General features: G+C 61.1%; 18 protein-coding genes. 10 read left to right on the top strand and 8 right to left on the bottom strand.

The window, feature by feature from the left end:
• Positions 1–92: 92 nt before the first annotated feature.
• Positions 93–4,994: an NAD-glutamate dehydrogenase gene (locus tag KJF94_RS10370; RefSeq protein WP_214383108.1), complete on the bottom strand. Its 4,902-nt coding sequence runs from the start codon at positions 4,992–4,994 to the stop codon at positions 93–95.
• A 503-nt stretch (positions 4,995–5,497) separates the two neighbouring features.
• Here KJF94_RS10370 and KJF94_RS10365 point away from each other — a divergent pair.
• From KJF94_RS10365 to KJF94_RS10320, 10 genes are all read left to right on the top strand, one after another.
• Complete coding sequence (locus KJF94_RS10365; protein WP_214383106.1) at positions 5,498–5,851, top strand: hypothetical protein; 354 nt, start codon at positions 5,498–5,500, stop codon at positions 5,849–5,851.
• 275 nt (positions 5,852–6,126) lie between these two features.
• On the top strand, positions 6,127–7,086 hold the full coding sequence (locus KJF94_RS10360) for an AAA family ATPase (protein ID WP_008030123.1): 960 nt from the start codon (positions 6,127–6,129) through the stop codon (positions 7,084–7,086).
• Positions 7,087–7,091: 5 nt separating this feature from the next.
• Positions 7,092–8,036 carry a DUF58 domain-containing protein gene (locus KJF94_RS10355; protein WP_214383104.1) on the top strand — a complete coding sequence of 315 codons (945 nt, stop codon included), beginning with the start codon at positions 7,092–7,094 and terminating at the stop codon, positions 8,034–8,036.
• Positions 8,033–8,527, top strand: a complete 495-nt coding sequence (locus KJF94_RS10350; protein WP_017338461.1) for a DUF4381 domain-containing protein — start codon at positions 8,033–8,035, stop codon at positions 8,525–8,527. The genes KJF94_RS10355 and KJF94_RS10350 overlap by 4 nt, the downstream gene beginning before the upstream one ends.
• Positions 8,520–9,599 (top strand): vWA domain-containing protein, encoded by a 1,080-nt coding sequence (locus KJF94_RS10345; RefSeq protein ID WP_214383102.1) that lies wholly within the window; start codon positions 8,520–8,522, stop codon positions 9,597–9,599. Before KJF94_RS10350 ends, KJF94_RS10345 begins: the two co-directional genes overlap by 8 nt.
• Positions 9,596–11,332 carry a VWA domain-containing protein gene (locus tag KJF94_RS10340; RefSeq protein WP_214383100.1) on the top strand — a complete coding sequence of 579 codons (1,737 nt, stop codon included), beginning with the start codon at positions 9,596–9,598 and terminating at the stop codon, positions 11,330–11,332. The genes KJF94_RS10345 and KJF94_RS10340 overlap by 4 nt, the downstream gene beginning before the upstream one ends.
• Entirely contained in the window at positions 11,329–12,969 is a 1,641-nt protein-coding gene (locus KJF94_RS10335; RefSeq protein ID WP_214383098.1) for a BatD family protein, read from the top strand. The genes KJF94_RS10340 and KJF94_RS10335 overlap by 4 nt, the downstream gene beginning before the upstream one ends.
• A gap of 264 nt (positions 12,970–13,233) precedes the next feature.
• Positions 13,234–14,478, top strand: coding sequence for an exonuclease SbcCD subunit D C-terminal domain-containing protein (locus KJF94_RS10330; RefSeq protein WP_214383096.1), 1,245 nt, complete (start codon positions 13,234–13,236; stop codon positions 14,476–14,478).
• Complete coding sequence (locus KJF94_RS10325; protein WP_214383094.1) at positions 14,475–18,116, top strand: AAA family ATPase; 3,642 nt, start codon at positions 14,475–14,477, stop codon at positions 18,114–18,116. The genes KJF94_RS10330 and KJF94_RS10325 overlap by 4 nt, the downstream gene beginning before the upstream one ends.
• Positions 18,113–18,709 carry a glutathione S-transferase gene (locus KJF94_RS10320; protein ID WP_214383093.1) on the top strand — a complete coding sequence of 199 codons (597 nt, stop codon included), beginning with the start codon at positions 18,113–18,115 and terminating at the stop codon, positions 18,707–18,709. The genes KJF94_RS10325 and KJF94_RS10320 overlap by 4 nt, the downstream gene beginning before the upstream one ends.
• Before the next feature lie 152 nt (positions 18,710–18,861).
• Here KJF94_RS10320 and KJF94_RS10315 read toward each other — a convergent pair whose 3' ends face one another.
• From KJF94_RS10315 to KJF94_RS10290, 7 genes are all read right to left on the bottom strand, one after another.
• A complete protein-coding gene (locus tag KJF94_RS10315; protein ID WP_214383091.1) occupies positions 18,862–19,119 on the bottom strand; it encodes a hypothetical protein in 258 nt (85 codons plus the stop codon).
• A complete protein-coding gene (locus tag KJF94_RS10310; RefSeq protein ID WP_214383089.1) occupies positions 19,116–19,328 on the bottom strand; it encodes a hypothetical protein in 213 nt (70 codons plus the stop codon). The genes KJF94_RS10315 and KJF94_RS10310 overlap by 4 nt, the downstream gene beginning before the upstream one ends.
• 115 nt (positions 19,329–19,443) lie before the next feature.
• Entirely contained in the window at positions 19,444–19,569 is a 126-nt protein-coding gene (locus tag KJF94_RS30380) for a hypothetical protein (protein WP_284681142.1), read from the bottom strand.
• A 211-nt stretch (positions 19,570–19,780) separates the two neighbouring features.
• Entirely contained in the window at positions 19,781–19,960 is a 180-nt protein-coding gene (locus tag KJF94_RS10305) for a hypothetical protein (protein WP_031318838.1), read from the bottom strand.
• Between the two features lie 156 nt (positions 19,961–20,116).
• Positions 20,117–21,286 (bottom strand): lactonase family protein, encoded by a 1,170-nt coding sequence (locus KJF94_RS10300; protein WP_214384831.1) that lies wholly within the window; start codon positions 21,284–21,286, stop codon positions 20,117–20,119.
• Complete coding sequence (locus KJF94_RS10295) at positions 21,279–21,575, bottom strand: DUF5629 family protein (protein WP_214383087.1); 297 nt, start codon at positions 21,573–21,575, stop codon at positions 21,279–21,281. The genes KJF94_RS10300 and KJF94_RS10295 overlap by 8 nt, the downstream gene beginning before the upstream one ends.
• Positions 21,576–21,777: 202 nt before the next feature.
• On the bottom strand, positions 21,778–23,358 hold the full coding sequence (locus KJF94_RS10290; protein ID WP_214383085.1) for an aldehyde dehydrogenase (NADP(+)): 1,581 nt from the start codon (positions 23,356–23,358) through the stop codon (positions 21,778–21,780).
• Positions 23,359–23,366: the final 8 nt, after the last annotated feature.

The following is a 23,366-nucleotide window of genomic DNA, read 5'->3' as shown; positions in this document are numbered from 1 at the left end:
CCCGCGAAGAGGCCCTACCAGACACCACAGAAACTCCAGGCAAAAAAAAGCCCTGCATCTCTCAATGCGGGGCTTTTTCATTCAGCGACTGATCAGGCCGCTGGTTCCAGCTCGACACTGGTGGTGGCAGGCGCAGGCACTACCGCCTGCCCGCTCAACGCCAGATCCAGCAGTTCACGGTTGGCCACCGCGTACATGGCGTAGTCCGTGCCGCTCGCGGCACGGATTTCCACCAGCATGGCGCGCCAGCGTTCGATCATGCCTTTGTGCTCTTCCATCCACAGTGCCAGGCGTGTTTCCACGTCCTGAGAACCGTCGCCCTGTTGCAGGACGGAGATGGTGATCGCACGTTGCTGCCAGTCGACGTCATCGCGGAACGCTTCACGGGCCAGGGCTTGCCAGTTGTTTTCAACCGGCAGAGCGCTGATCTGTTGCAGGTACCAGGTGATGTCCAGCGCGCTGCCGACGGCGAAGTAAGCCTTCGCGACGTCCGCAGGGTTCTGGCCGGTCACGTCGGAAGCCTCGATGATCGGCAGCAGGGTGTACAGGTGCGTGGTGCCAGCCACCATGCGCGCCAGCAACTCTGGCACGCCGGCTTCGACGTACGCCTGATAACGCGCCTGCCAGGTTTCGCGGATCTCGCCACTGAGCAGATCGTCGAGCTTGAGACCCAACTCCTTCAGATGCGGACCGAAGTGCGCGACGTCACGGGCAGCGTTCTGCTCGTTGCGACGGGCACGCAGGAACCAGCGCGTAGCGCGACGGCCCAGACGCATCAGCTCGTCCATCAGCTCCAGTTGTACGTCGGCCGAAACCTGGTAGTCCAGGGCTTCGATCTGACGGAACCAGTGCGGGAGATGGAAGATGTCACGCACGATCACGTAAGCACCGGCCACGTTCGCCGGGCTCATGCCGGTGGACTCTTTGAGTCGTTGAACGAAAGTGATGCCCATGTGGTTGACCAGATCGTTGGCGATCTGGGTGCTGACGATCTCGCGCTTCAGACGGTGACGGCGCATGGCTTCGGAGAACTTGCTCACCAGGCTCGGCGGGAAAGCGGTTTCCATGTCGCGCGTCAGGTAGTCGTCGTCCGGCACCTGGGAGTTGAGCAGCGCTTCCTTGAGGTCGATCTTGCTGTAGGAGATCAGCACCGACAGCTCCGCACGGGTCAGGCCATGGCCTTCCGCGAGACGCTCGTTGATGGCTTCTTCCGACGGCAGGAACTCGATGGCGCGATCCAGCTTGCCGCGGCCTTCCAGATCGTTCATCAGACGCTTGTATTCGGCAATCCGCACGAAAGCACGGCGTGCCGCCAGGGACAGGGCCTGAGTCTGCTTGTAGTTGTTGCCCAGCACCAGGTTGCCGACTTCGTCGGTCATGCTCGCCAGCAACTGGTTACGTTGCTTGTCGGTCATGTCACCGGCCTGAACCACTTCGTTCAGCAGGATCTTGATGTTCACTTCGTGGTCGGAGCAGTCCACGCCACCGGCGTTGTCGATGAAGTCGGTGTTGGAACCGCCGCCGTTGAGGCCGAATTCGACACGACCCAGTTGGGTCATACCGAGGTTACCGCCCTCGCCCACGACTTTGCAGCGCAGTTCGTTGCCGTTTACACGCAGTGCATCGTTGGCCTTGTCGCCAACATCGGCGTGGCTTTCGCTGCTCGCCTTGACGTAGGTGCCGATACCGCCGTTCCACAACAGGTCTACCGGCGCCTTGAGCAAGGCATTCAGCAGTTCGGTCGGGGTCAGCTTGTCCGCTTGAATGTCGAAGCGCTCTTTCATCTGCGGGGAAATCGCGATGCTTTTCGCGCTACGGGAGAAGATCCCGCCGCCTTCGGACATGATGCTGGTGTCGTAATCCGACCACGCCGAACGCGGCAGATCGAACAGGCGCTGACGCTCGGCGAAGCTGTTTGCAGGCTCAGGGTTTGGATCGATGAAGATGTGCAAGTGGTTGAACGCAGCGACCAGTTGCAGTTTGTCGGACATCAACAAGCCGTTACCGAACACGTCACCGGCCATGTCGCCGACGCCCACTACAGTGATGCTGTCTTCCTGAACATTGATGCCGCGCTCGCGGAAGTGACGCTGTACGCCAACCCACGCGCCTTTGGCGGTAATGCCCATTTTCTTGTGGTCGTAACCGGCAGAACCGCCGGACGCGAACGCGTCACCCAGCCAGAAGCCGTAGTCGATGGCGATGCCGTTGGCGATGTCGGAGAAGGTTGCAGTGCCCTTGTCCGCCGCCACCACCAGGTACGGGTCATCGTCGTCATGACGCACGACGTTCACCGGCGGCACCAGCGCACCGTCCTTCAGGTTGTCGGTAATGTCCAACAGGCCCGAAATGAAGATGCGGTAGCAGGCAATGCCCTCGGCCGCGATCTCGTCACGGCTGCCGCCCAGTGGCAGGCGACGCGGCAGGAAGCCGCCCTTCGCGCCCACCGGCACGATGACCGAGTTCTTCACTTGCTGGGCTTTTACCAGGCCCAGGACTTCGGTACGGAAGTCTTCTTCACGGTCAGACCAGCGCAGACCACCGCGAGCGACGTTGCCGAAGCGCAGGTGCACGCCTTCGACGCGAGGCGAGTAAACGAAGATTTCGAACTTCGGTACCGGCTTCGGCAGCTCTGGAATCTGGTGCGGGTTGAACTTGAAGCTGAAGTAGGACTTGTTCTGACCGTTGGCATCGGTCTGGTAGAAGTTGGTCCGCAGGGTCGCCTTGATCAGGTCCAGGTAGCGGCGCAGGATACGGTCTTCGTTCAACACCTGGACGTCGTCCAGTGCGGTGACGATCGCGTGTTCCAGGCGTTGCTGCTTGTCTTCCAGATCGTCGCCGGTCAGCTTGCGCGCCAGGTAGAAACGGGTCTTGAACAACCGGGTCAACTCGCGAGCGATGTCGGTGTGGTTGTTCAGGGTGCTGGCGATGTAGCCCAGGTCAAAGCCCAGACGGATCTGTTTCATGTAACGGGCGTAGGCACGCAGCAACGCCACGTCGCGCCACGGCAGGCCGGCGGTCAGCACCAGACGGTTGAACGCATCGTTCTCGGCATCGCCACGCACGATGTGGACGAAGGCGTCCTGCAAGGTGTCGTTGAGTTGCTGGATGTCGAGTTCCAGGCCTTCGGCCGCGGTGAACGCGAAATCGTGAATCCAGAACTCGCGGCCATTGTTGTGACGCAGGCGATACGGGAATTCACCCAGCACGCGCAGGCCGAGGTTTTCCAGGATCGGCAACACGTCGGACAGTGCCAGCGGGGTATCGGCGTGATACAGCTTGCAGTGCAGCTCGCGCTTACCGGAAACCTGACCCAGTGGCTGATAGAAGCTCATCACCAGTGGATTGGCTTCTTTCAGGCTGAGCAGGTGCTGCATGTCGACCACAGCCGAATGCGCGGCGAAACGCTCGCGGTAACCGGCCGGGAAGCCTTTCGGGAAGTCGGCCAGCACATTGGTGCCGTGGGCTTCGCCGAAAGTTTCGACGGTCAGGGCCGAGTAATCGTCCTGCCAGCTGCGGCAAGCCTGGATCACTTCGTTTTCCAGCTGCTGCGGGTCGATGTCCAGACGGTTTTTCGGATCGACGCGCAGAATCAGTTGCACGCGAGCCAGCACGGATTCGGAGAAGAAGGTCCAGAACTCGCAGTCCGAGGCTTTCAGGCGATCCATCAGCACTTGCTGGATCTTCTGGCGCACTTCGGTGGAATAGATGTCGCGCGGCACGTAAGCCAGGCAATAGCAGAAACGACCGTACGGGTCTTTGCGCAGGAACACGCGGATCTTGTTGCGTTCCTGGATCTGCACGATCGACATCACGGTGGCGAACAGTTCGTCGACCGGAGTCTGGAACAGGTCGTCGCGCGGCAGTACTTCAACCACCTGCGCCAATTCCTTGCCCAAGTGAGCCTTGGCCTGGAAGCCGGAGCGGCGTTCGATTTCCTCGACCTTGCGGCGGATGTACGGGATGACCCGCACGCTCTCGCCATACACCGACGAGGTGTACAGGCCCATGAAACGGCATTCCTTGATGACTTTGCCGTCAGCGTCGATCTCGCGGATCGACACGTAATCCGGGTAAGCCGGACGGTGTACGCGGCTTGGGTGTGCAGCCTTGGCGAACGACAGCAGGGTCGGTTCGCGCAGGTAGTTCACGGCGTAGTCTTCGATGCGCAGGTCATCGTAGGTCAGGCCGGTGCGCAGCAGTTTGGTCAGGCCGAGGAAGGAATCCTGGTCGTAGACGATGTGGCCGCCATCGGCTTCATCGCGCACCACGAATTCTTCATAGCCCAGGAAGGTGAAGTGGTTGCCCACCAGCCATTCCAGGAAGCTTTTGATTTCAGCTTTTTCTTCGCCGTCGACAGCGAACTGGCTGTTGTCCAGGCCGGTCAGGATTTCCTGGACCTTGGCTTTCATCGGTTCGAAATCGGCGACCGCGACGCGGACTTCACCGAGAACCTGCTCCAGCTCTTTGCTCAGGACATTCAGTTCGGCCGTGTTGGCGCAACGGTCGATTTCCAGGTACATCAGGGATTCTTGCAGGATCCCTTCGCCCTGGGTGCCTTTCGGCAGGATTTCCAGCAGCTCGCCCTTGCTGCCGCGACGCACGCTCAGCACGGTGGTTTGCAAGGTATGAATGCTGTAGCCGCGACGGTTCAGCTCGGTACGCACCGAGTCCACCAGGAATGGCAGGTCGTGGTGCAGCACTTCGACGGCGGTGTGGGTCGACTGCCAGCCGTGGCGTTCGTAATCAGGGTTGTAGACGCGAACCTGCGGTTGCGCGTGATCGAAGCGCTCAAGCAGGCGCCACGCAGAAAGGGTACAGCCAGCGAGGTCGGACAGCCGACGCTGGGTCAGCTCGTCCAGGGAAATGATGCCGAAGAATTGTTCAGCGAACAGCGCCACTTGTGGCAGTGCCTGTTCACTGATGTGCTGCGCCAGTGCCGCTTGCAGTTGGTGCTGGAAGTCGGCTTTGCTGGCTGCGGTGAAGAACGCCATCTGTGGTACTCCGCTTGGGCTTGTTATTGATGGAAGCGTCGCGTGCAAAACCCCTTTCGGGGCGATCCGTCACCCGGTTCCTGATTCTCGGGCAGAGGAAACAGGGTGACAGGTGGGTGAAGCTGGACGAGACACTCAGGTCACATTCACCTTCCATGAATGGGCATCTGCAAAAACGACTGGCGAACCGATAGCGCAATGTCTTTACAGGTGCTCATCCGTTGCGCAGCTTAACGAGTGCGGCAAGGCCCGTGCTTGCAGCGCTGCGACATATTCGGTCATCGGCACGCAGCTCAAGGCCTGTGCATCGAACAACACTAGCAGCCGTGTAGGAAATTGGGCGTTTTATGCCCGGATTTACGGCACCTTTGTGCCAGAAATGACCAGCAGCGCCCCGAATGTTCACGACACATTCTCTGACAGTCAGCCGAGCAGAAATTCCCGAGGGCTGGCAGAATCGCCTTTTGTTGTGTTCACAACGCTCGCCGAGCCAGGATTTTCCCATGCAAATGACCACCTCCCTGTTGATCGTCAACCCGTGTGACGAGGAAGAAGACAACATGGCCATGCTCGCCTGCCACAGCGATCAGGGTGAAATGTTCCTGATGAGCCGTTATCCCGACGAGGACGAACTGGAGATCACCCTTGATGGCGAGCCTTCGACCCTGGACGGCGTGAAAGTGACGCTGAGCCCTACCCGTTTGCTGATCGAGATTGCGGCGGCGGATGCGGATGCGTTGAATGGGGATGATTCGCTGGAGATCATCCACAGCACGGATGCGAGTGATCTGGCGGAGGTTGAAGAAACGTTGCAGAACATTCTCAAGGGGACCGGGACTTATATTAGCGAGCTTTGAGGGTGTCTGAGCGGGCCCCTTCGCGAGCAAGCTTCGCTCCTGCGGTTTTGCGCCGAACGCAATATCGCGGCCACCCCAGCACTGTAGGAGCAAGGCTTGCCCGCGAAGGCGTCCGTAAGATCGCCACATCTTCCGAAACAACATCGATAACCCGCCCTTGCGCACATTTGCACAAAATGCCGTTAGTCGCCGCCCCCCGCGATGCATTAAAGTAACGCCCCCAGCCCTGGCGTTATTCGAACGTCTTCGGTCACCCTTTCCAGGAACAGTCATCGATGGAACATCGTGAAGCGCTGCTCGCGCTGCGAACCTTTCTTTCAACGCAGATTCTCGGCCAGGAAAAACTCATCGAGCGCTTGCTCATCGCCTTGCTCGCCGATGGCCACATGCTGGTCGAGGGCGCACCGGGCCTGGCCAAGACCAAAGCCATCAAAGAACTCGCCGAAGGCATCGAAGCCCAGTTCCATCGCATCCAGTTCACCCCCGATCTGCTGCCTGCCGACATCACCGGCACGGAAATCTATCGCCCGGAAACCGGCAGTTTCGTGTTCCAGCAAGGCCCGATCTTCCACAACCTTGTGTTGGCGGACGAAATCAACCGTGCCCCGGCCAAAGTGCAATCGGCCTTGCTCGAAGCCATGGGCGAGCGTCAGGTCAGTGTCGGGCGCAGCACCTACGAGCTGTCGCCGCTGTTCCTGGTGATGGCCACGCAAAACCCGATCGAGCAGGAAGGCACCTATCCGTTGCCCGAAGCCCAGCTCGATCGCTTCCTCATGCACGTGAAAATCGGTTTCCCGGACGCGACCGTTGAACGCCGCATCCTGCAGCAGGCCCGCGGTGAAGCCCTGAACGGCGAAACCAAACCGGAACGCCGGGTCAGCCAGCAGGCCATTTTCGCCGCCCGCAAGGAAATTCTCGGTCTGTACATGGCCGACGCCGTGGAGGAATACCTGGTGCAACTGGTCATGGCCACGCGCACCCCGGCCAAGTTCGACCCGGAGATGGCCGAGTGGATCGCCTACGGCGCCAGCCCGCGTGGCTCGATTGCCCTCGATCGCTGCGCCCGGGCCCACGCCTGGCTCGCCGGTCGCGACTTCGTCAGCCCCGAAGACATTCAGGCCGTGCTGTTCGACGTCCTGCGCCACCGCATCATTCTTTCCTTTGAAGCCGAAGCCGCGGGCATCGACCAGGACCGGGTCGTCCAGCGGATTCTCGACGTCGTAGCCGTCGCTTGACCCCGATGAACGCCATTCTGCCGCCCGAGCCGGGCATCCGCGTCAGCCTTGCCGAGCTGATCGAGATGCGCCATCGCGTGCGTGAAGTGCAGTTGTTCTCCACGCCGAGCCAGCGCAGCCCGCTGATCGGCCTGCACCACTCCAAGCTGCGTGGCCGTGGCGTGGATTTCGATCAGGTGCGGGTCTATCAGGCCGGCGACGACGTGCGCAGCATCGACTGGCGGGTTACCGCCCGAACACAGGAACCTCACACCAAACTGTTCCACGAAGAGCGCGAACGACCGATTTTCATCATGGTCGAGCAAAGCCGACGGCTGTTTTTCGGTTCAGGGCTGATGTTCAAATCGGTGCTCGCCGCCCAGGCCGCGAGCCTGATCGGCTGGGCCGCGCTCGGCCATAACGATCGAGTCGGCGGGCTGGTGTTCGGCGACAACGAACACTACGAAATCAAGCCCCGGCGCAGCAAACAAAGCCTGCTGCAATTTCTCAACCGACTGGTGCGTGTCAATCAGTCGTTGCACACCGAAGGCGAGCAGAACCGCGATGCCCTCAACCTGGCCCTGCGCCGTGCCCGGGAGGTGCTGCGCCCCGGCAGCCTGGTGATCGTGATCTGCGACGAGCGTGCGTTGACTGAGGGCTCCGAGCAGCAGCTGAGCCTGCTGTCTCGCCATTGCGACCTGCTGCTGCTGCCGCTGTCCGATCCACTGGACCACGCCCTGCCAGCTGCCGGCCTTTTACGCTTTGTCGAACGCGGTGCGCAACTGGAACTCGATACGCTGAATTTCGACCTGCGCCAGACCTACCGCGCCCAGGCTGAAGCGCGCATCGCCCATTGGGAATTGCTCGCGCAAAAACTGCGGGTGTTGTTGATGCCCCTGAGCACCCAGAGCGAGATGGTCGAACAACTGCGCGAGTACCTGAACCCGCAGAAACCGGGGAAACATCGATGAGCAGCCTCGATCAACTGCAGCCGCTGATTTCTCCGCCACCGCCAGGCTTCTGGCCACCCGCACCGGGCTGGTGGTTATTGCTGTTGTTGCTGCCGCTGATCGGCTTCGGCCTGTGGAAGGCGCGGCGTTTCCTGCCGAACAAGCGCCCCATCGTTCGCGCCGAACAACCGCTGGACCCGGTACGTCTCGCCGCACTGGCCGAACTGGCGCTGATGCCCAAGCCGTACGACGGCGCTCCGGCCGGCGCCTGGTTGCAGCAACTCAACGGCCTGCTCAAACGCCTGTGCCGCAACCATTACCCCTACAGCCAGAGCCACACCCTCAACGGGCGCAAATGGCTGGCGTTCCTCGACAACCGCTGCCCGGCCGCCGGCCTGACGCGCTGGATGGTGCTGGTCGAAGGCGCCTACAAACCCGAATGCAAACTCGACGACAAGGCCATTGCCGGCCTGACACAAGCCGTCGACACATGGATTCGCAAACATGTTTGAGTTCGCCTGGCCGTGGATCTTCGCCCTGCTACCGCTGCCCTGGTTGATGCGTGTGGTGCTGCCAGTGGCCGACAGCGGCGAACCGGCGCTCAAAGTCAGCTTCCTCAGCGACCTCGAAGGCCTCGCCCGGCGACGCGCTCGCGCCAATCTGCCGGCCTGGCGCCAGCAAGCGCCGTTCATGCTGCTGTGGCTGTTTTTACTGATCGCCGCGGCGCGGCCGCAGTGGCTCGGCGAACCGTTGCCGATTGCCGCCAGCGGCCGTGATCTGCTGGTGGCGGTGGACGTTTCCGGCTCCATGGATTTTCCCGACATGCAGTGGCAGGACGATGAGGTCAGCCGCCTGACGCTGGTTCAACGTTTGCTCGGTGATTTTCTGGAGAGTCGCGAAGGCGACCGTGTCGGACTGATCCTGTTCGGCAGTCGGGCGTACCTGCAGGCCCCCCTGACGTTTGACCGGCGCACCGTGCGAGTCTGGCTCGACGAAGCACGCATCGGTATCGCCGGCAAGAACACCGCCATCGGCGACGCCATCGGCCTCGCGCTTAAACGCCTGCGCATGCGTCCAGCGCAAAGCCGCGTGCTGATTCTGGTCACGGACGGCGCCAACAACGGCGGCGAAATCGATCCGCTGACGGCGGCGCGGCTGGCGGCCAGGGAAGGCGTGAAAATCTACCCGATCGGGATCGGCGCCGATCCCGAGGAAAGCGGCACCGCGGGATTCCTCGGTATCAACCCGAGCCTGGACCTCGACGAGCCTGCGCTGAAGGCCATCGCCGCCGCCACGGGTGGCCAGTATTTCCGCGCCCGCGACGGCAAGGAATTGCAAGCGATCAAGGAAACCCTCGATCAACTGGAGCCCGTGACCCAACAACCGACTCAGGCCCGCCCGGCGCAGACGTTGTATCACTGGCCGTTGGCGATGGCGCTGCTGTTGAGCATGCTGTTGGTCGTCCGCGAACGCTGGCCGGACAACCCGTTTCAGCGCCTGTTTACCAAGGATCTGTTCTTGCAGACGCCACTGCCTGACTGGCGTCAGCGGCTCAAGCGCCTGCGCCTGCGGAGACGCCGATGAGTGCGCTGTGGCCTTACTGGTTTCGCCCTTGGTGGCTGCTGCTGTTGCCGCTGCTCGGCTGGTTGCTGTGGCAGCTCTGGCATCGACAGAAGCGCGCCGGGCGCTGGCAGATGATTCTACCGCCGGCCTTCCATTCCGCGCTGCTCAGTGGCGGCAACGGTCGCGACAGTAAACTGCCGTGGGTCGCGCTCGGCGTCGCGTGGCTGCTGACGATACTGGCGTTGCTCGGACCGAGCTGGGAGCGTGTCGAACAAAACAGCCAGAAACCGGCTGACCCGCTGGTGGTGATTCTGGAGCTGACCCCGGAAATGCTCGCCACCGACGTGACACCAAACCGGCTGGAACAGGCCCGGCGCAAGCTGTTCGACCTGCTGCAGAATCGCAGCGACGCGCAGACCGCCATCGTTGTCTACGCCGGCAGCGCGCACACGCTGGTGCCGCTGTCGGACGACCTGTCCACCAGTCGAAATCTGCTGGATGCGCTCAAACCGTCGCTGATGCCGCAGACCGGCCATCGCGCCGACCTCGCGGTGACCAAGGCGCTTGCGCTGCTGAATCAAGCCGCGCTGGGTGACGGCCGGATCCTGCTGATCGGCTCGTCCCTGACCGAACTGGAACGCGAAGGGATTCAACAGGTTCTGGACGGCAAGTCGACACAATTCCTGATGCTCGGCATCGGCACCGCCGAAGGTGCGCCGATCACGCAGGAAGACGGCAGTTTCCTTAAGGATGATCAGGGCGCAATTCTGGTGCCGCACCTGGACGAGCCAAGCCTGAAAGCGTTCGCCAACGGACTCGATGGACGTTATCGCCATGCGCGACTGGACGACGCCGACCTGCGCGCCCTCGGCCTGCTCGACGGCCCACGCCATCTGCGCAATGACGGCCAGACCTTGCGCCTCGACTCCTGGGCCGATCAGGGTTACTGGCTGTTGTTGCCGCTGTTGCTGTTGGCGGCCTGCGCCGGGCGTCGCGGCTGGTTGTTCTGTCTGCCACTGCTGTTTCTGTTCCCGCAACCGAGCTACGCCTTCGACTTCGAAGACTTGTGGCTGCGTCCGGATCAACAGGGTCTGCACCTGCTCAAGAAGAAGCGTCCCGGCGAAGCCGCGCAACACTTCGAAGATCGACAATGGCAAGGCGTGGCGCTTTATGAGTCCGGCGACTACAGCGGCGCCGCCCAGCGGTTCGCCGAGGGCAATGACGCTCACGCCCACTACAATCGTGGCAACGCCCTGGCCAAAAGCGGAGAGCTGGAAGCCGCGCTGGATGCTTACGACCAGGCGCTGGAACGTCAGCCGGACCTGCGCCCGGCGCTGACCAACAAGGCTTTGGTGGAAAGCCTGCTTAAACAGAAAAACACACCGGCGCCCGTTGAGCCGGACAAAACCGAAGGCGACGAGACCGGAACCCCGCAGGAACCACCGCCCGGCGCAGCCACCCAACCGTCGAACAGTGGCGAACCGAAATCCGACACCCAGGCGACTGCGCCCGATGCGGAACCGTCGGATACGACACCACCGCGCCCCGGCACCAATGAGGTGCCCGGCAGCGAGTTGGGCGACGAACAAAGCACCACCCCGCCGTTGCGCCCGGCCAGCGATGCCATCGATGGCGAACAGCGCCAGGCGCTGGAGCAATGGCTGCGCAAGATCCCGGATGACCCGGGTGAATTGCTCAGGCGCAAATTCTGGTACGAACAGCAACAACATCAGGATCAGGAAAAAACTCGATGACCCGCTTCACCGCTTTCTTGCTTGCCATGTTTCTCTGGATTGTACAGGCCCAGGCTGCGGGGCTGGTCGCCAGTGTCGATCGCACTCGCCTGAACTCCGGCGAGACGGTCGAACTGACCCTGGAATCCAACGACGTGACGCAGTTCGGCAAGCCTGACCTGACGGCGCTGGAGCCGCTGTTCGACGTGCGCGGCACCCGCCAGGTCAACCAGTTGACCACCATTAACGGCGATAACCGCGCCACCACCCGCTGGATCATCACCCTGCTGCCTCGCCAGAACGGCAGCGTGGTGATTCCGGCGCTGCAACTGGGCGACGTGCAGACCCAGCCGATCACCCTGCAAGTGGTGGAAAGCGAAACCCAGGACAGCAAGAACAAGCTGGCCCCGGTGTTCATCGACGCCAGCCTCGATCAGAGCAGCGTGTACGTGCAGGCCCAGGCGATCCTGACCTTGCGCATCTACCATTCCGTTTCGCTGTACGACGACAGCAGCCTGACCCCGTTGCAGATCCCCGATGCGCGCATCGAGCAACTGGGCGAGTCGCGCACTTACGAAAAAGACATCAACGGCCTGCGCCACGGTGTGATCGAACTGCGTTACGCGATCTACCCGCAACACAGTGGCCAGTTGATCATTCCGGCGCAGATCTTCAGTGCCACGCTGGTCGACGCGCAACCGGCCCAGGACGTCGAATCCCAGGTGCCGAAGTCCGGCAAACTGATGCGCGTCAGCTCGGCCGAACTGCCGCTGACCGTCAAGGCAAAACCCGCCACTTACCCGGCTGACGTGCCTTGGTTGCCGGCCCGCAGCCTGAGTCTGAGCGAGAGCTGGAACCCTGAACCGGATCACGCGCAGGTGGGCGATTCGCTGACCCGCAGCCTGACCTTGAAGGCCGAAGGCCTGGCCAGTTCCCAACTGCCACCGTTGCCGGCGACCGACGTCAATGGCTTGCGTCGCTATCCGGATCAGCCGGTGCTGGTCAACCAGAACAGCGAGCGCGGTCTGATCGGCAGCCGCGAGGACCGTGAAGCGCTGGTGCCCGTTCGCAACGGTGACGTCGAATTGCCGGCGGTGGAGGTGGTCTGGTGGAACACGTTCGAGGATCATCTGGAGCACACCAGCCTGCCGGCCCGGACCCTGCAAGTGGCGAATAATCCAGGCATGATGGTCGATAGCCCGGCCGGCATGCCGCCGGTCATTTCCGCTGCCGACAACGAAGCGCTCTGGTGGTGGAAACTCAGCACCGTGATTCTGGCCTGCACCACCCTGCTGGGTTTCGGCCTCTGGTGGCGCGCCCGCTGGCAACCGGCGATCCTGCGCGCAACCCAGACCGGCCCGAGCCCGCGCACGGTGCTCGACGACCTCAAGCGTGCCTGCCAGGCCAACGACTCCCACGCCACCCGCCAGGCGCTCGACGCCTGGGCGCGGCAACAACCGGAAACTCTGGCCGACATGGCGGCGCGATTTGTGCCGTTGTCCGATGCATTGGATGGTTTGAACGGGGCGCTGTACAGCGAGACTGGCCAGCATTGGCAGGGTGAGGAGTTGTGGCGCGCGATCAAGGCGATCCCGATTGCCGAGCGTGTTCACGATCCGGTCGGCGACAGCGGCCTGCCGCCGCTTTACCCCAAATAACCCCTGCCCTCAGGTGAACAGAGCTCTTGTGGCGGGGGAGCTTGCTCCCGCTCGACTGCGCAGCAGTCGTAAACTCAGGCGACTTGGTGTGCCAGAAAGATTGAAGGGGTCTGCTTCGCAGCCCAGCGGGAGCAAGCTCCCTCGCCACAGGTCAGTGGCTTGATCACATCCACCGGGCGATCCATCGTATTTGCCAGTAAACTCTCTCCCCTTTCGCCGCCTCCATTTCCTCGCGGCCATCACCTATTCCCTACGGAGCTCGCCTTGCGTTTGTTTCACACCTCCGACTGGCACCTTGGGCAGAACCTGCACGGCCAGGATCGCGATTTCGAGCACGGTTGTTTCCTCGAGTGGCTGTTGCGACAGTTGAAACTGGACCAGCCCGATGTGCTGCTGATCGCCGGCGATATCTTCGACACGGTCAATCCACCGGTCAAAGCCCAGGAACGCCTCTACGACTTCATCGTCAGCGCCCACGAACAACAACCGAAGCTGACCATCGTGATGATCGCCGGCAACCACGATTCCGGTTCGCGCATCGAACTGCCCGCGCCGCTGATGCGCCGGTTGCGCACCCATGCATTAGGTCGCGTGCTGTGGCTGGATGACGGGCAGCTCGACGCCGAGCGTTTGCTGCTGCCACTGCCGGACGCCAAGGGCAAGACCGTCGCCTGGTGCCTGGCGCTGCCCTTCCTGCGCCCTGCCGAGGTCACCGGCGCGCACTTGGGTCACAACTACCTGCGCGGGATCGGCCAGGTTCACGAATGGCTGATCGAAGCGGCCAACGCCAAGCGCAAGAAGGGCCAGGCGCTGATTGCCATCAGTCATGCGCACATGGCGGGCGGTTCGGTGTCGGAAGACTCCGAGCGCAGCCTGATCATCGGCAACGCCGAAGCGCTGCCCGCCAGCCTGTTCGGCCCGAGCATCAGCTATGTCGCTCTCGGCCACTTGCACAAGCCGCAGAAGGTCAACGGTGAAGAGCGCATTCGCTACAGCGGCTCGCCGATTCCATTGTCGTTCTCCGAAATCGGTTATCAGCATCAGATTCTCGACATCCAGCTCGACGGCGAAACCCTGGTCAGCGTGGAGCCGAAACTGATTCCCCGCGCCGTGAACCTGCAACGCATCGGCCCCGCGCCATTGGCTGAAATCCTCCTGCTACTGGCCGACCTGCCGAACATTGATCTGCTGGCGGATATTCAGCGTCAGCCGTGGCTGGAAGTCCGGGTTCGCCTCGACGAACCGCAACCCGACTTGCGCCACCAGGTTGAAACCGCCCTGCAAGGCAAAGCCGTGCGCCTGGTGCGCATCGCCGCTGAATACGCCGGCAACGGCAACCGCGATGGCGTCGATGACGGCACGACCTTGATCGAACTGGACCAACTCACCCCTCAGGAACTGTTCAGCCGCGCCTGGCAGGACAACTACGGCAGCGAGGTCGACGAGCAAACGCTCAAGGACTTTGCCGAGCTGTTGCAGGACGTGCAGATGGAGAGCGAACAGCCATGAAAATTCTCGCGATCCGCCTGAAAAACCTCGCCTCGTTGGCCGGGCCGTTTGAAATCGATTTCACCGCCGAACCCTTGGCCAGCGCCGGTTTGTTCGCGATCACCGGGCCGACCGGCGCCGGCAAAAGCACCTTGCTCGATGCCTTGTGCCTGGCGCTGTTCGGCGCCGTGCCTCGACTGAGCAACGCTCAAGTGTCGGCCAAAGCGCCGGACGCCGATGGCGAGATCAGCACCGGCGACCCTCGCACGCTGCTGCGTCGCGGCACCGGTGAAGGCTATGCCGAAGTCGATTTCGTCGGCATCGATGGCCGCCGCTACCGTGCTCGCTGGGAAGCCAATCGCGCCCGGGAGAAGGCTGGCGGCAAGCTGCAACACAGCCGTCAGAGCTTGCGCGACATCGACCTGGATCAGTTGCTGGCCAGTCAGAAAGTTGAATTCAAAATCCAGCTCGAAACCGTCCTCGGCCTGAACTTCGAGCAGTTCACCCGCGCTGTGTTACTGGCACAAAGTGAGTTCAGTGCGTTCCTCAAGGCCAACGACAACGAGCGCAGCGAACTGCTGGAAAAACTCACCGACACCGCGCTCTACACGCGCCTGGGTCGTCGCGCGTTCGACAAGACCAAAGAAGCCCGCGAAACCCACAAGCTGTTGCAGGATCAGGCCACCGGCGTCACACCGCTGTCGCCCGAAGCCCGTGCAGAACTGGATGAACGCTTCAATGAGGCGCAGCAGCAACTCAAGTCCCAGCAAGCGCAACTCAAGCAACTAGAGCTGCAACACACGTGGTTGAAAGAGCTACGCCAGTTGCAGGACGAGCAGCTCAGCGCCACCGAACAACTGACCAGCGCCCAGCAGGATTGGCAAAGCCTGGCCGGCGAACGCTTGAAGCTGACGCGTCTGGAACACCTGGCGCCCCAACGGCACCAGTTCGCCCGTCAGACCGAACTCAGCGCCCGGCTCACGCCGCTGGCAGAGCAGATTCAGCAGCACACCCGGCAAGAACAGGAACTGCAGACGCGTCAGACGCAACTCGAACACAGCCTGAGCGAGGCGCAAACGGCGCTGGTCGAGGCGCAAAGCCAACACACGTCAAGCGCGCCACTGCTGCGTCAGGCCTTTGAGGCGCAAAGCACCCTCGCCCGCCTGATCAAGGACACCGGCCTCAGTGCCGACCTCAAGCAACAAGCGGAACTGGCCTGCTCTGAAGGCCAACAGACGATTCAAGGTTTGCTCGATCAGCAGAATCGGGTTGCCGAGCGCCTGCAACGGATTGCCGCCGAGCTTGAGCAAAGCACTCATCTTGCGCCGCTCAGCGACGCCTGGAACGCCTACCGCGACCGCCTGCAGCAGTTGATGCTGATCGGCAATCGCCTGAACAAGGGTCAGGCCGAACTGGCGTCTCTGGAACAGAACGCTACCCGTGCCGCCGAAGAATGGGCCGCGCAAAAACAGAATCTGGAAGTGCTCTACAAAGAGGCCGGTGCCGAGCCGGAAGCGGTGGCCGAACAGATCCAGTTGCTGGGTAATCTGTTGCAAGACAATCGCAAGCAACTGCGCAGCTTTGAGGAACTGACGCGTCTATGGGCCAGCCAGCAGGAGCTGGACAAACGCATCTCCGAACTGCAACAACGCCAGACCGTTGCCCAACAGGAACGTGACCGTCTGACCCAGGACGGGGTGAAAACCAAAAACGAATTGACCGTCGCTGAACAGACCCTGACGGTGACCCGCGAACTGCTGGAACGTCAGCGCTTGGCTCGCAGCGCCAGCGTCGAAGAACTGCGCGAGCAGTTGCAGGATGATCAGCCGTGCCCGGTCTGCGGCAGCCCGGACCATCCTTACCATCAGCCCGAAGCGCTGCTGCAAAGCCTCGGCCGCCATGATGAAAGCGAACAGGCCAACGCGCAGAAAGCGGTGGATTTGCTCAAGGAAAAACTCACTGACCTGCGTACCGAAGTCGGCGGTGTGATCGCGCAACAGAAGGAATTGCTGCAACAGCAGGAACAACTGGTCGCTCAGCAGCAAAGCCTGACACCGAGCCTCGATGCGCATCCGTTATCCGCGCAGCTTTTCACTCAGGACAGCGCCAAACGCGATGCCTGGCTGAACCAGCAAAACAGCCAGCTGAACCAAAGCATCACCCAGGACGAACAGCGGCAAACCGCCCTACTCACCCTGCAACAGGATGCGGCGCGGCTGCAACAGCAACTGCGCAGCGCCGAAACCGCGAGCCTGCAGGCGACCCAGCATCTGGCCAACCAGCAACGCGAGCTGAACAACGACCGCCAGCGTCTGGACGAAGAACTGACCGCATTCAGCACCCTGCTCCCGGCCGACACACTGGACGCCTTGCGCAACGAGCCTGCCGCGACCTTCATGCAACTCGACCGACAGATCGCCCAGCGCCTGGAACAACTCGACCAGCAACGGGATGAACTCAGCGAACAGCAGCAACGCCAGCAGACGCTGGAAAAGGAACAGGTTCGTCAACTGACCCGCGTCCAGCAGCTGGAGGCGGCTCAGCAGCAGTTCGCCACCCTCGCCGAGCAGCAACAGGCTTGCCAGCAACAACTGACGCATCTGCTCGGTTCACACAGCAGCGCTGATCAGTGGCAGCAGCAACTGAATCAGGCTGTCGAACAGGCGCGCAACGCCGAAACGGCTGCGAATCAGGAACTGCAATCGGTACGTACGCGGCTGGTGCAACTGGCCGCGGAACTGAAAGCGCAGCAAGACCGCCTGATCGCCCTGGAAACCGAAAACCACGAACTGAATACGAAGATCGCCGACTGGCGCGCCTTGCATCCGGAACTGGATGACGGCGGTCTGGAACAGTTGCTCAGCGTCGACGACCAGCAGGTCAGCGAATTGCGCCAACGGTTGCAGCACAACGAAAAAGCCATCGAACAAGCCAAAGTGTTGTTGCAGGAGCGGGACAAGCGCCTGACCACTCACCAGGCACAGCACAACGGCAATCTCGATGCCGAGCAACTGGCTACCGCCCTGACCACACTGCAAAGCCAGTTTGCCGCCAGCGAGCACCGCAGCGCCGAACTGCGCGCCGAACAGGCCGAGGATCAGCGCCGGCAAAACGCCAATCAGGCGTTGGCCCAACAGATCGCCGACGCCTACACCGAGTACCAGCGCTGGGCGCGTCTGAATGCGTTGATCGGTTCCGCCAGCGGCGACACCTTCCGCAAGATCGCCCAGGCCTACAACCTCGACCTGCTGGTGCATCACGCCAACGTACAGCTACGGCAACTGGTGCGGCGCTATCGCTTGAAACGCGGCGGCAGCATGCTCGGGTTGCTGGTGATGGACACCGAGATGGGCGACGAACTGCGCTCGGTGCATTCGTTGTCCGGCGGCGAAACCTTCCTCGTCTCCCTGGCGCTGGCATTGGGTCTGGCGTCGATGGCGTCGAGCACATTGAAAATCGAATCGCTGTTTATCGACGAAGGCTTCGGCAGTCTCGATCCGGAATCCCTGCAACTGGCCATGGATGCCCTCGACGGTTTGCAGGCTCAGGGTCGCAAGGTCGCGGTGATTTCCCACGTACAGGAAATGCACGAACGGATACCGGTGCAGATCCAGGTCCACCGCCAGGGCAACGGTTTGAGTACGCTGGAGGTGAAATGAATACGCTGTACTCATTCCGCCGCTGCCCGTACGCCATGCGGGCACGCATGGCCCTGCGTTACTCGGGGGTTGCGGTGAACATCGTCGAAGTCAGCCTGAAGGCCAAGCCTGCCGAGATGCTCGCGCTGTCGAGCAAAGGCACGGTGCCGGTGCTGAGTGTGAACGTTGAAGTGATCGATGAAAGCCTGTCGATCATGCGCTGGGCGCTGGCGCAGCACGATCCGCAGGATTGGTTGCTCAAGGGTGATCCTGCGGCGCAAGTGCAGATCACTGCTCTGATCGAAGAGAACGATCAGGCGTTCAAGGTGCATTTGAATCGCTACAAGTACGCCGAGCGTTATCCCGAGCAGCCGATGGAGTTTTATCGCGCTGAGGGCGAGGTGTTCTTGCGCAGGCTTGATGGGTTGCTGGAGGGGCGCGATTACTTGTTGGCGGAGCATCCGAGCCTGGCGGATGTGGCGTTGATGCCGTTTATTCGGCAATTCGCGCATGTCAATCGCGAGTGGTTTGGACAGACGCCTTACGTGCGGTTGCAAGCTTGGTTGCAGCGGTTTCTGGAGTCAGACCTGTTCACCGCAATTATGGTCAAGTAGCAATCCCCTGTGGCGAGGGAGCTTGCTCCCGCTAGGCTGCGAAGCGGCCCCTCTGTTTCGTCAGAAATATCGAGTTGCCTGGATTTACGACTGCTTCGCAGCCGAGCGGGAGCAAGCTCCCTCGCCACAGTGGACCTCATTAGCAGTTGGATTCAGGCAAACACCTCACACATCTGCAGCACCGAGCAATCAACCTGGAACGGCCCGAAGAAATCGCCTTGGCGTTTCATCGGCGGATTACCGGCCAGCAAGCCCATGGCCTTGTCGGTTTCGATGCTGCGAGCGAGGTTGTGGTTGGCTTCAATGGACCGAGCCACGGAACCTGCCGAGGATTGCCCGATCCCCAACAATGAAGATCCATTGGTCATGAACGCCAGGAAGGCGATGACCCAGAGTCTGACCCCTTTCATGCCCCCGCCACTCCCGCCACGTCTGCGTGATCGACCACGGCATTTTGTGCGCGGTGCTCGAACTGGATGGCGGGATAAGCGACCTGGATCGGTGCTTCGAATTCGTGTTGCGATTGCGCGGTAATGCTGACGACCGACACCAGCGCCACGTAAAGACCGATGGCCAGGTAGGCGCCGTATTTGGCAGAAGTGAGGATTGAGTTGGCCATGATGTTCTCCGTGGGCATGTTTCAGTGCCCACAGAATCGATCAAAAAAGCCGTGATAACCACTCAAGGTTATCCATAGTAAGCATCAGCTTCGTTGATCATTAAGCCAGTCTATTTCAGCCTTCAATAAAACTCATCATGCGCTCGCGCGCAGCGTCGGGCTCGCCTGGTATTGGCGTTGCTGCCGATAAAATGGGGGTCGAATAGAGGAACAGAAGTACCACGGCCAGACGCATCGCCATGCTGTCGATCCTTTTTATAAGAGAAGGAGTCAATAAGTCAGCGTCAAATTTAAACTCATGGCCATGTGATATCAAGCAATGCATTGATAGCAATATGATGCTGTCGTAAACGCGTTATGCAGGAGCGACATCACTCAGGCGTTCTCGAAGCTGTTCAGCTTGATCGGCGCAAGTGACTTCGCTCCTGCATAAAGGGTGCAGGGTTAGGCTTTCAGGCTTGGGTTTTGTGATCCAGTGCGGCGTAGAAGTTGGCGCTCTGTTGCAGGTATTTCTGGGTGTAGCTCTGGGTGTGAGATTTTTTGTCGCTGATTTCAACGTTGGCGCTGGCTGGCAGAGCAACGGTCGCAGAAATAGCGGAAGCGGCGATTACAGAGAAGAGATTGAAGTTCATGACGGTATTCCTCGAAGTCAGTTGGCTTGCTTTGCCCGGTGGGGCCGTGAAGCAAACTTAACCGTCGAGGCTGGCGCCTTGAAATCTTTTGTAGCATTAGCAGATATCAGTGTCATTAATAGAAGGAGGCAGGCCCCATCAACCGGGGCCTGTGGCCTATTGACGCACCAGGAACTTGAGGTCGCTTGGAGCATCCATCGGCAGTTTCTGCACGGTTTTACCCAGCAGACCGCTCTGGGTATCGCGTTCAACGACGATAATCTGGTTGCTCTTCTGATTGGCGATCAGCACGAACTTGCCACTCGGGTCGAGGCTGAACTCGCGGGGGTGATCACCTTCCACCGAACGGCGTTGCAGCTCCTTGAGGTGGCCGGTGGCTGGGTCGATGGCGAATACCAGCAGCTGATTGGCCGTTCCGCGATTGCTGACATAAAGGAACTTGCCATCCTTTGAGGCATGCAACGCCGCGGCCGCCTTGTCCGACGTCGGTTGCCCGGCTGCCAAATCGACCATTTGTGTTTGCTCAAGCGTGCCGTTCCGGTAATCGAACACGGCGACCTGCGCACTCATTTCCATGGTCAGCCAGGCATGCTTGCCGTCCGCGCTGAACAGCAAATGCCGGGGGCCGCTGCCGGGCGGCAACTGGACCGAAGCCGGTGTCGCGGCCGTTAATGGCAGATCCGGATTGGCCTTGGGATCGAAGCGGTAGACAAAGATCTTGTCCGCGCCAAGGTCATTGGAGAACACAAATTTGCCGTCTGGCGAGGACACTGTCGAATGCACATGCGCCGACATCTGCCGCTCGGGATTGACCCGGCTGGACGGATGACTGCTCATCTGCACGACAGTTTTGAGCTTGCCATCGGCGTTCACCGGCAATACCGCCAACGTGCCGCCCGGATCTTCAGCCACCGAGTAGTTGCTGACGAACAAATGGCTGGCATCGCCGCTGAGGCTCGAATGGGTCGGCTCATTGCCCAGGCTCTGCACCTGGCTGATCAGGCTCAATTCATGGGTCTTGGGATCGATCGCATAACTGCTGACGCGCCCGACCGGGTCTTTCTGTCCCGGGCCGTTTTCGTTGACCACGAACAGGTGGCGCTGATCCTTGGACAGGGTCAGCCAGGACGGGTTTTCACTCTTGACCACTTGCACGGGTTTGGCGTCGATCTGCCCGTTGGCGCTGTCGAAATTCAGGCGGTAAATGCCCTGGCTCTGGCCGGCGGTATACGACCCCACCAGCAACTGATAATGCTCGACCGGCGCAGCCTGAACGCCCATGGCGCCAACACTGCCAGCCATCAACAGTGGCCAGAGATTACGCATCCTCATTCAGATCATCCTCGTCGTCATGCCCGCCGATGGCGGTCAGACATACCAGTCGGTGCTCGCCGGTATCACCAGTGATCAACCAGCTTTGCAGGGTCGGATCGAAAGTCGCTGCCTTAACCTGCTCCGGGGTGAACTCCCAGTGTTTTGCCGCACGGCCGTCCATGCATTCGATGTGCAGGTTGTCGTCTTCATCGAGGGAGAATTCAAAGGCATGCAGCCCGTCGATTTCCACCATGTCGCAGTGTTCGAGGGTGTAGAGCAGGGTGTCGGTTGCGGCAGTCATGGTAGTCAATCTTTGAAGGGGAAAGACGCAATGATAGCTCAATGAGAGAGCGATCCAGTGCCAGTCACTTTACTCACATACAACGCAGAACAAATGTGGGAGCGAGCCTGCTCGCGATAGCGATCTAATATTCAACTTCAATATTGACCGTTAGTACGCTATCGCGAGCAGGCTCGCTCCCACAGGGGGCTGCGTTTAGTTTTTAGAGGGTGTCATGCGAACTCTGACCATCCACCAACCGCTGTATGCGCAGAGGATTGCCGTTCTTCAACGCGTCCGGCAGCAAGCTATCCGGATAGTTCTGGAAGCACACCGGCCGCAGGAACCGGTCAATCGCCAGCGTGCCCACCGACGTGCCACGCGCATCGGACGTCGCCGGGTACGGGCCGCCGTGAACCATCGAATCGCAGACTTCCACGCCAGTCGGATAGCCGTTGAGCAGGATCCGTCCGACCTTCTGTTCCAGCAACGCTGTCAGTTCACCGAACTGTTCGAAGTCGGCTGATTCGCCAATGATCGTCGCTGTCAGTTGCCCGTGCAGCCCATTCAACGCGGCGCTGAGTTGCTCCTGATCCGCCACTTCGACGAACACCGTGGTCGGGCCGAATACTTCTTCCTGCAGGACTTCATCGCCTTCGATCAACAGGCTGACATCCGCCTTGAACAACTGCGGCCGGGCCTGATTCCCTTGCTGCGGATGACCCGCCAGGTGCGTCACACCCGGATGCGCGAGAAGTTTTTGCAGACCTTTGCCATAACTGCTCAAGGTACCGGCATTGAGCATGGTTTGCGCCGGCTGATCGTTGATCAACCCCGCAACCTGTTGCATGAATGCACTGAACTGCGTCGAGCGAATGCCAATCACCAGGCCGGGGTTGGTGCAGAACTGGCCACAGCCTTGGACCACCGAAGCCGTCAGGTCACGGGCGACGGTTTCAGCCCGGGCTTCAAGCGCCTGCGGCAACACGATCACCGGGTTGATGCTCGACATCTCGGCGAACACCGGAATCGGCTGCGGACGGGCTGCGGCCATGTCGCACAACGCTCGGCCGCCCTTGAGTGATCCGGTAAAACCGACTGCCTGGATCGCCGGATGCTTGACCAGCGCTTCACCGACCCCGCCGCCGTAGATCATGTTGAACACACCCGCCGGCATGCCGGTTTTTTCGGCGGCTAGAATGATCGCATCGGCAACCTGCTCGGCCGTCGCCATGTGACCGCTGTGGGCCTTGAACACTACCGGGCAACCGGCGGCCAAGGCTGAGGCGGTGTCGCCGCCGGCGGTGGAAAATGCCAGGGGGAAATTGCTCGCGCCAAACACGGCAACCGGGCCGAGGCCGATGCGGTACTGACGCAGGTCCGGACGGGGCAACGGCTTGCGATCCGGCAGCGCCAGATCAATCCGCGCGCCATAGAAATCACCGCGACGCAGGACCTTGGCGAACAGGCGCATCTGGCCGCTGGTGCGACCGCGTTCGCCTTGAATGCGTGCGGCGGGCAACGCGGTTTCGCGGCAAACCACGGCGACAAATTCATCGCCCAACGCGTCCAGCTCATCGGCAATCGCATCGAGAAATTGCGCACGGCGCTCGGCGCTGAGCTTGCGATAGGCCGGGTAGGCGGCAGCGGCAGCCTTGGCAGCGGCATCGACCTCTTCAGGTGTGGCCTGGAAGAAATCGTGCGGCAACGCTTCGCCAGTGCTGGCGTCGACGCTCTGAAGTTTGACGGTGCCGGCCGCACTACGCTGGCCGCCGATGTAGTTGTGACCAAAAATCCGGGTCATGGTTTTTT

This window comes from Pseudomonas hormoni, from assembly GCF_018502625.1.
GTDB lineage: Bacteria > Pseudomonadota > Gammaproteobacteria > Pseudomonadales > Pseudomonadaceae > Aquipseudomonas > Aquipseudomonas hormoni.
This window is presented reverse-complemented; position numbering and strand designations above follow the sequence as displayed.

Bases quoted from the DNA above. Each gene is read 5' to 3' on its own strand.
- KJF94_RS10370 (WP_214383108.1), bottom strand. From the start codon at position 4,994: ATGGCGTTCTTCACCGCAGCCAGCAAAGCCGACTTCCAGCACCAACTG.
- KJF94_RS10365 (WP_214383106.1), top strand. From the start codon at position 5,498: ATGCAAATGACCACCTCCCTGTTGATCGTCAACCCGTGTGACGAGGAA.
- KJF94_RS10360 (WP_008030123.1), top strand. From the start codon at position 6,127: ATGGAACATCGTGAAGCGCTGCTCGCGCTGCGAACCTTTCTTTCAACG.
- KJF94_RS10355 (WP_214383104.1), top strand. From the start codon at position 7,092: ATGAACGCCATTCTGCCGCCCGAGCCGGGCATCCGCGTCAGCCTTGCC.
- KJF94_RS10350 (WP_017338461.1), top strand. From the start codon at position 8,033: ATGAGCAGCCTCGATCAACTGCAGCCGCTGATTTCTCCGCCACCGCCA.
- KJF94_RS10345 (WP_214383102.1), top strand. From the start codon at position 8,520: ATGTTTGAGTTCGCCTGGCCGTGGATCTTCGCCCTGCTACCGCTGCCC.
- KJF94_RS10340 (WP_214383100.1), top strand. From the start codon at position 9,596: ATGAGTGCGCTGTGGCCTTACTGGTTTCGCCCTTGGTGGCTGCTGCTG.
- KJF94_RS10335 (WP_214383098.1), top strand. From the start codon at position 11,329: ATGACCCGCTTCACCGCTTTCTTGCTTGCCATGTTTCTCTGGATTGTA.
- KJF94_RS10325 (WP_214383094.1), top strand. From the start codon at position 14,475: ATGAAAATTCTCGCGATCCGCCTGAAAAACCTCGCCTCGTTGGCCGGG.
- KJF94_RS10320 (WP_214383093.1), top strand. From the start codon at position 18,113: ATGAATACGCTGTACTCATTCCGCCGCTGCCCGTACGCCATGCGGGCA.
- KJF94_RS10315 (WP_214383091.1), bottom strand. From the start codon at position 19,119: ATGAAAGGGGTCAGACTCTGGGTCATCGCCTTCCTGGCGTTCATGACC.
- KJF94_RS10310 (WP_214383089.1), bottom strand. From the start codon at position 19,328: ATGGCCAACTCAATCCTCACTTCTGCCAAATACGGCGCCTACCTGGCC.
- KJF94_RS30380 (WP_284681142.1), bottom strand. From the start codon at position 19,569: ATGGCGATGCGTCTGGCCGTGGTACTTCTGTTCCTCTATTCGACCCCC.
- KJF94_RS10305 (WP_031318838.1), bottom strand. From the start codon at position 19,960: ATGAACTTCAATCTCTTCTCTGTAATCGCCGCTTCCGCTATTTCTGCG.
- KJF94_RS10300 (WP_214384831.1), bottom strand. From the start codon at position 21,286: ATGCGTAATCTCTGGCCACTGTTGATGGCTGGCAGTGTTGGCGCCATG.
- KJF94_RS10295 (WP_214383087.1), bottom strand. From the start codon at position 21,575: ATGACTGCCGCAACCGACACCCTGCTCTACACCCTCGAACACTGCGAC.
- KJF94_RS10290 (WP_214383085.1), bottom strand. From the start codon at position 23,358: ATGACCCGGATTTTTGGTCACAACTACATCGGCGGCCAGCGTAGTGCG.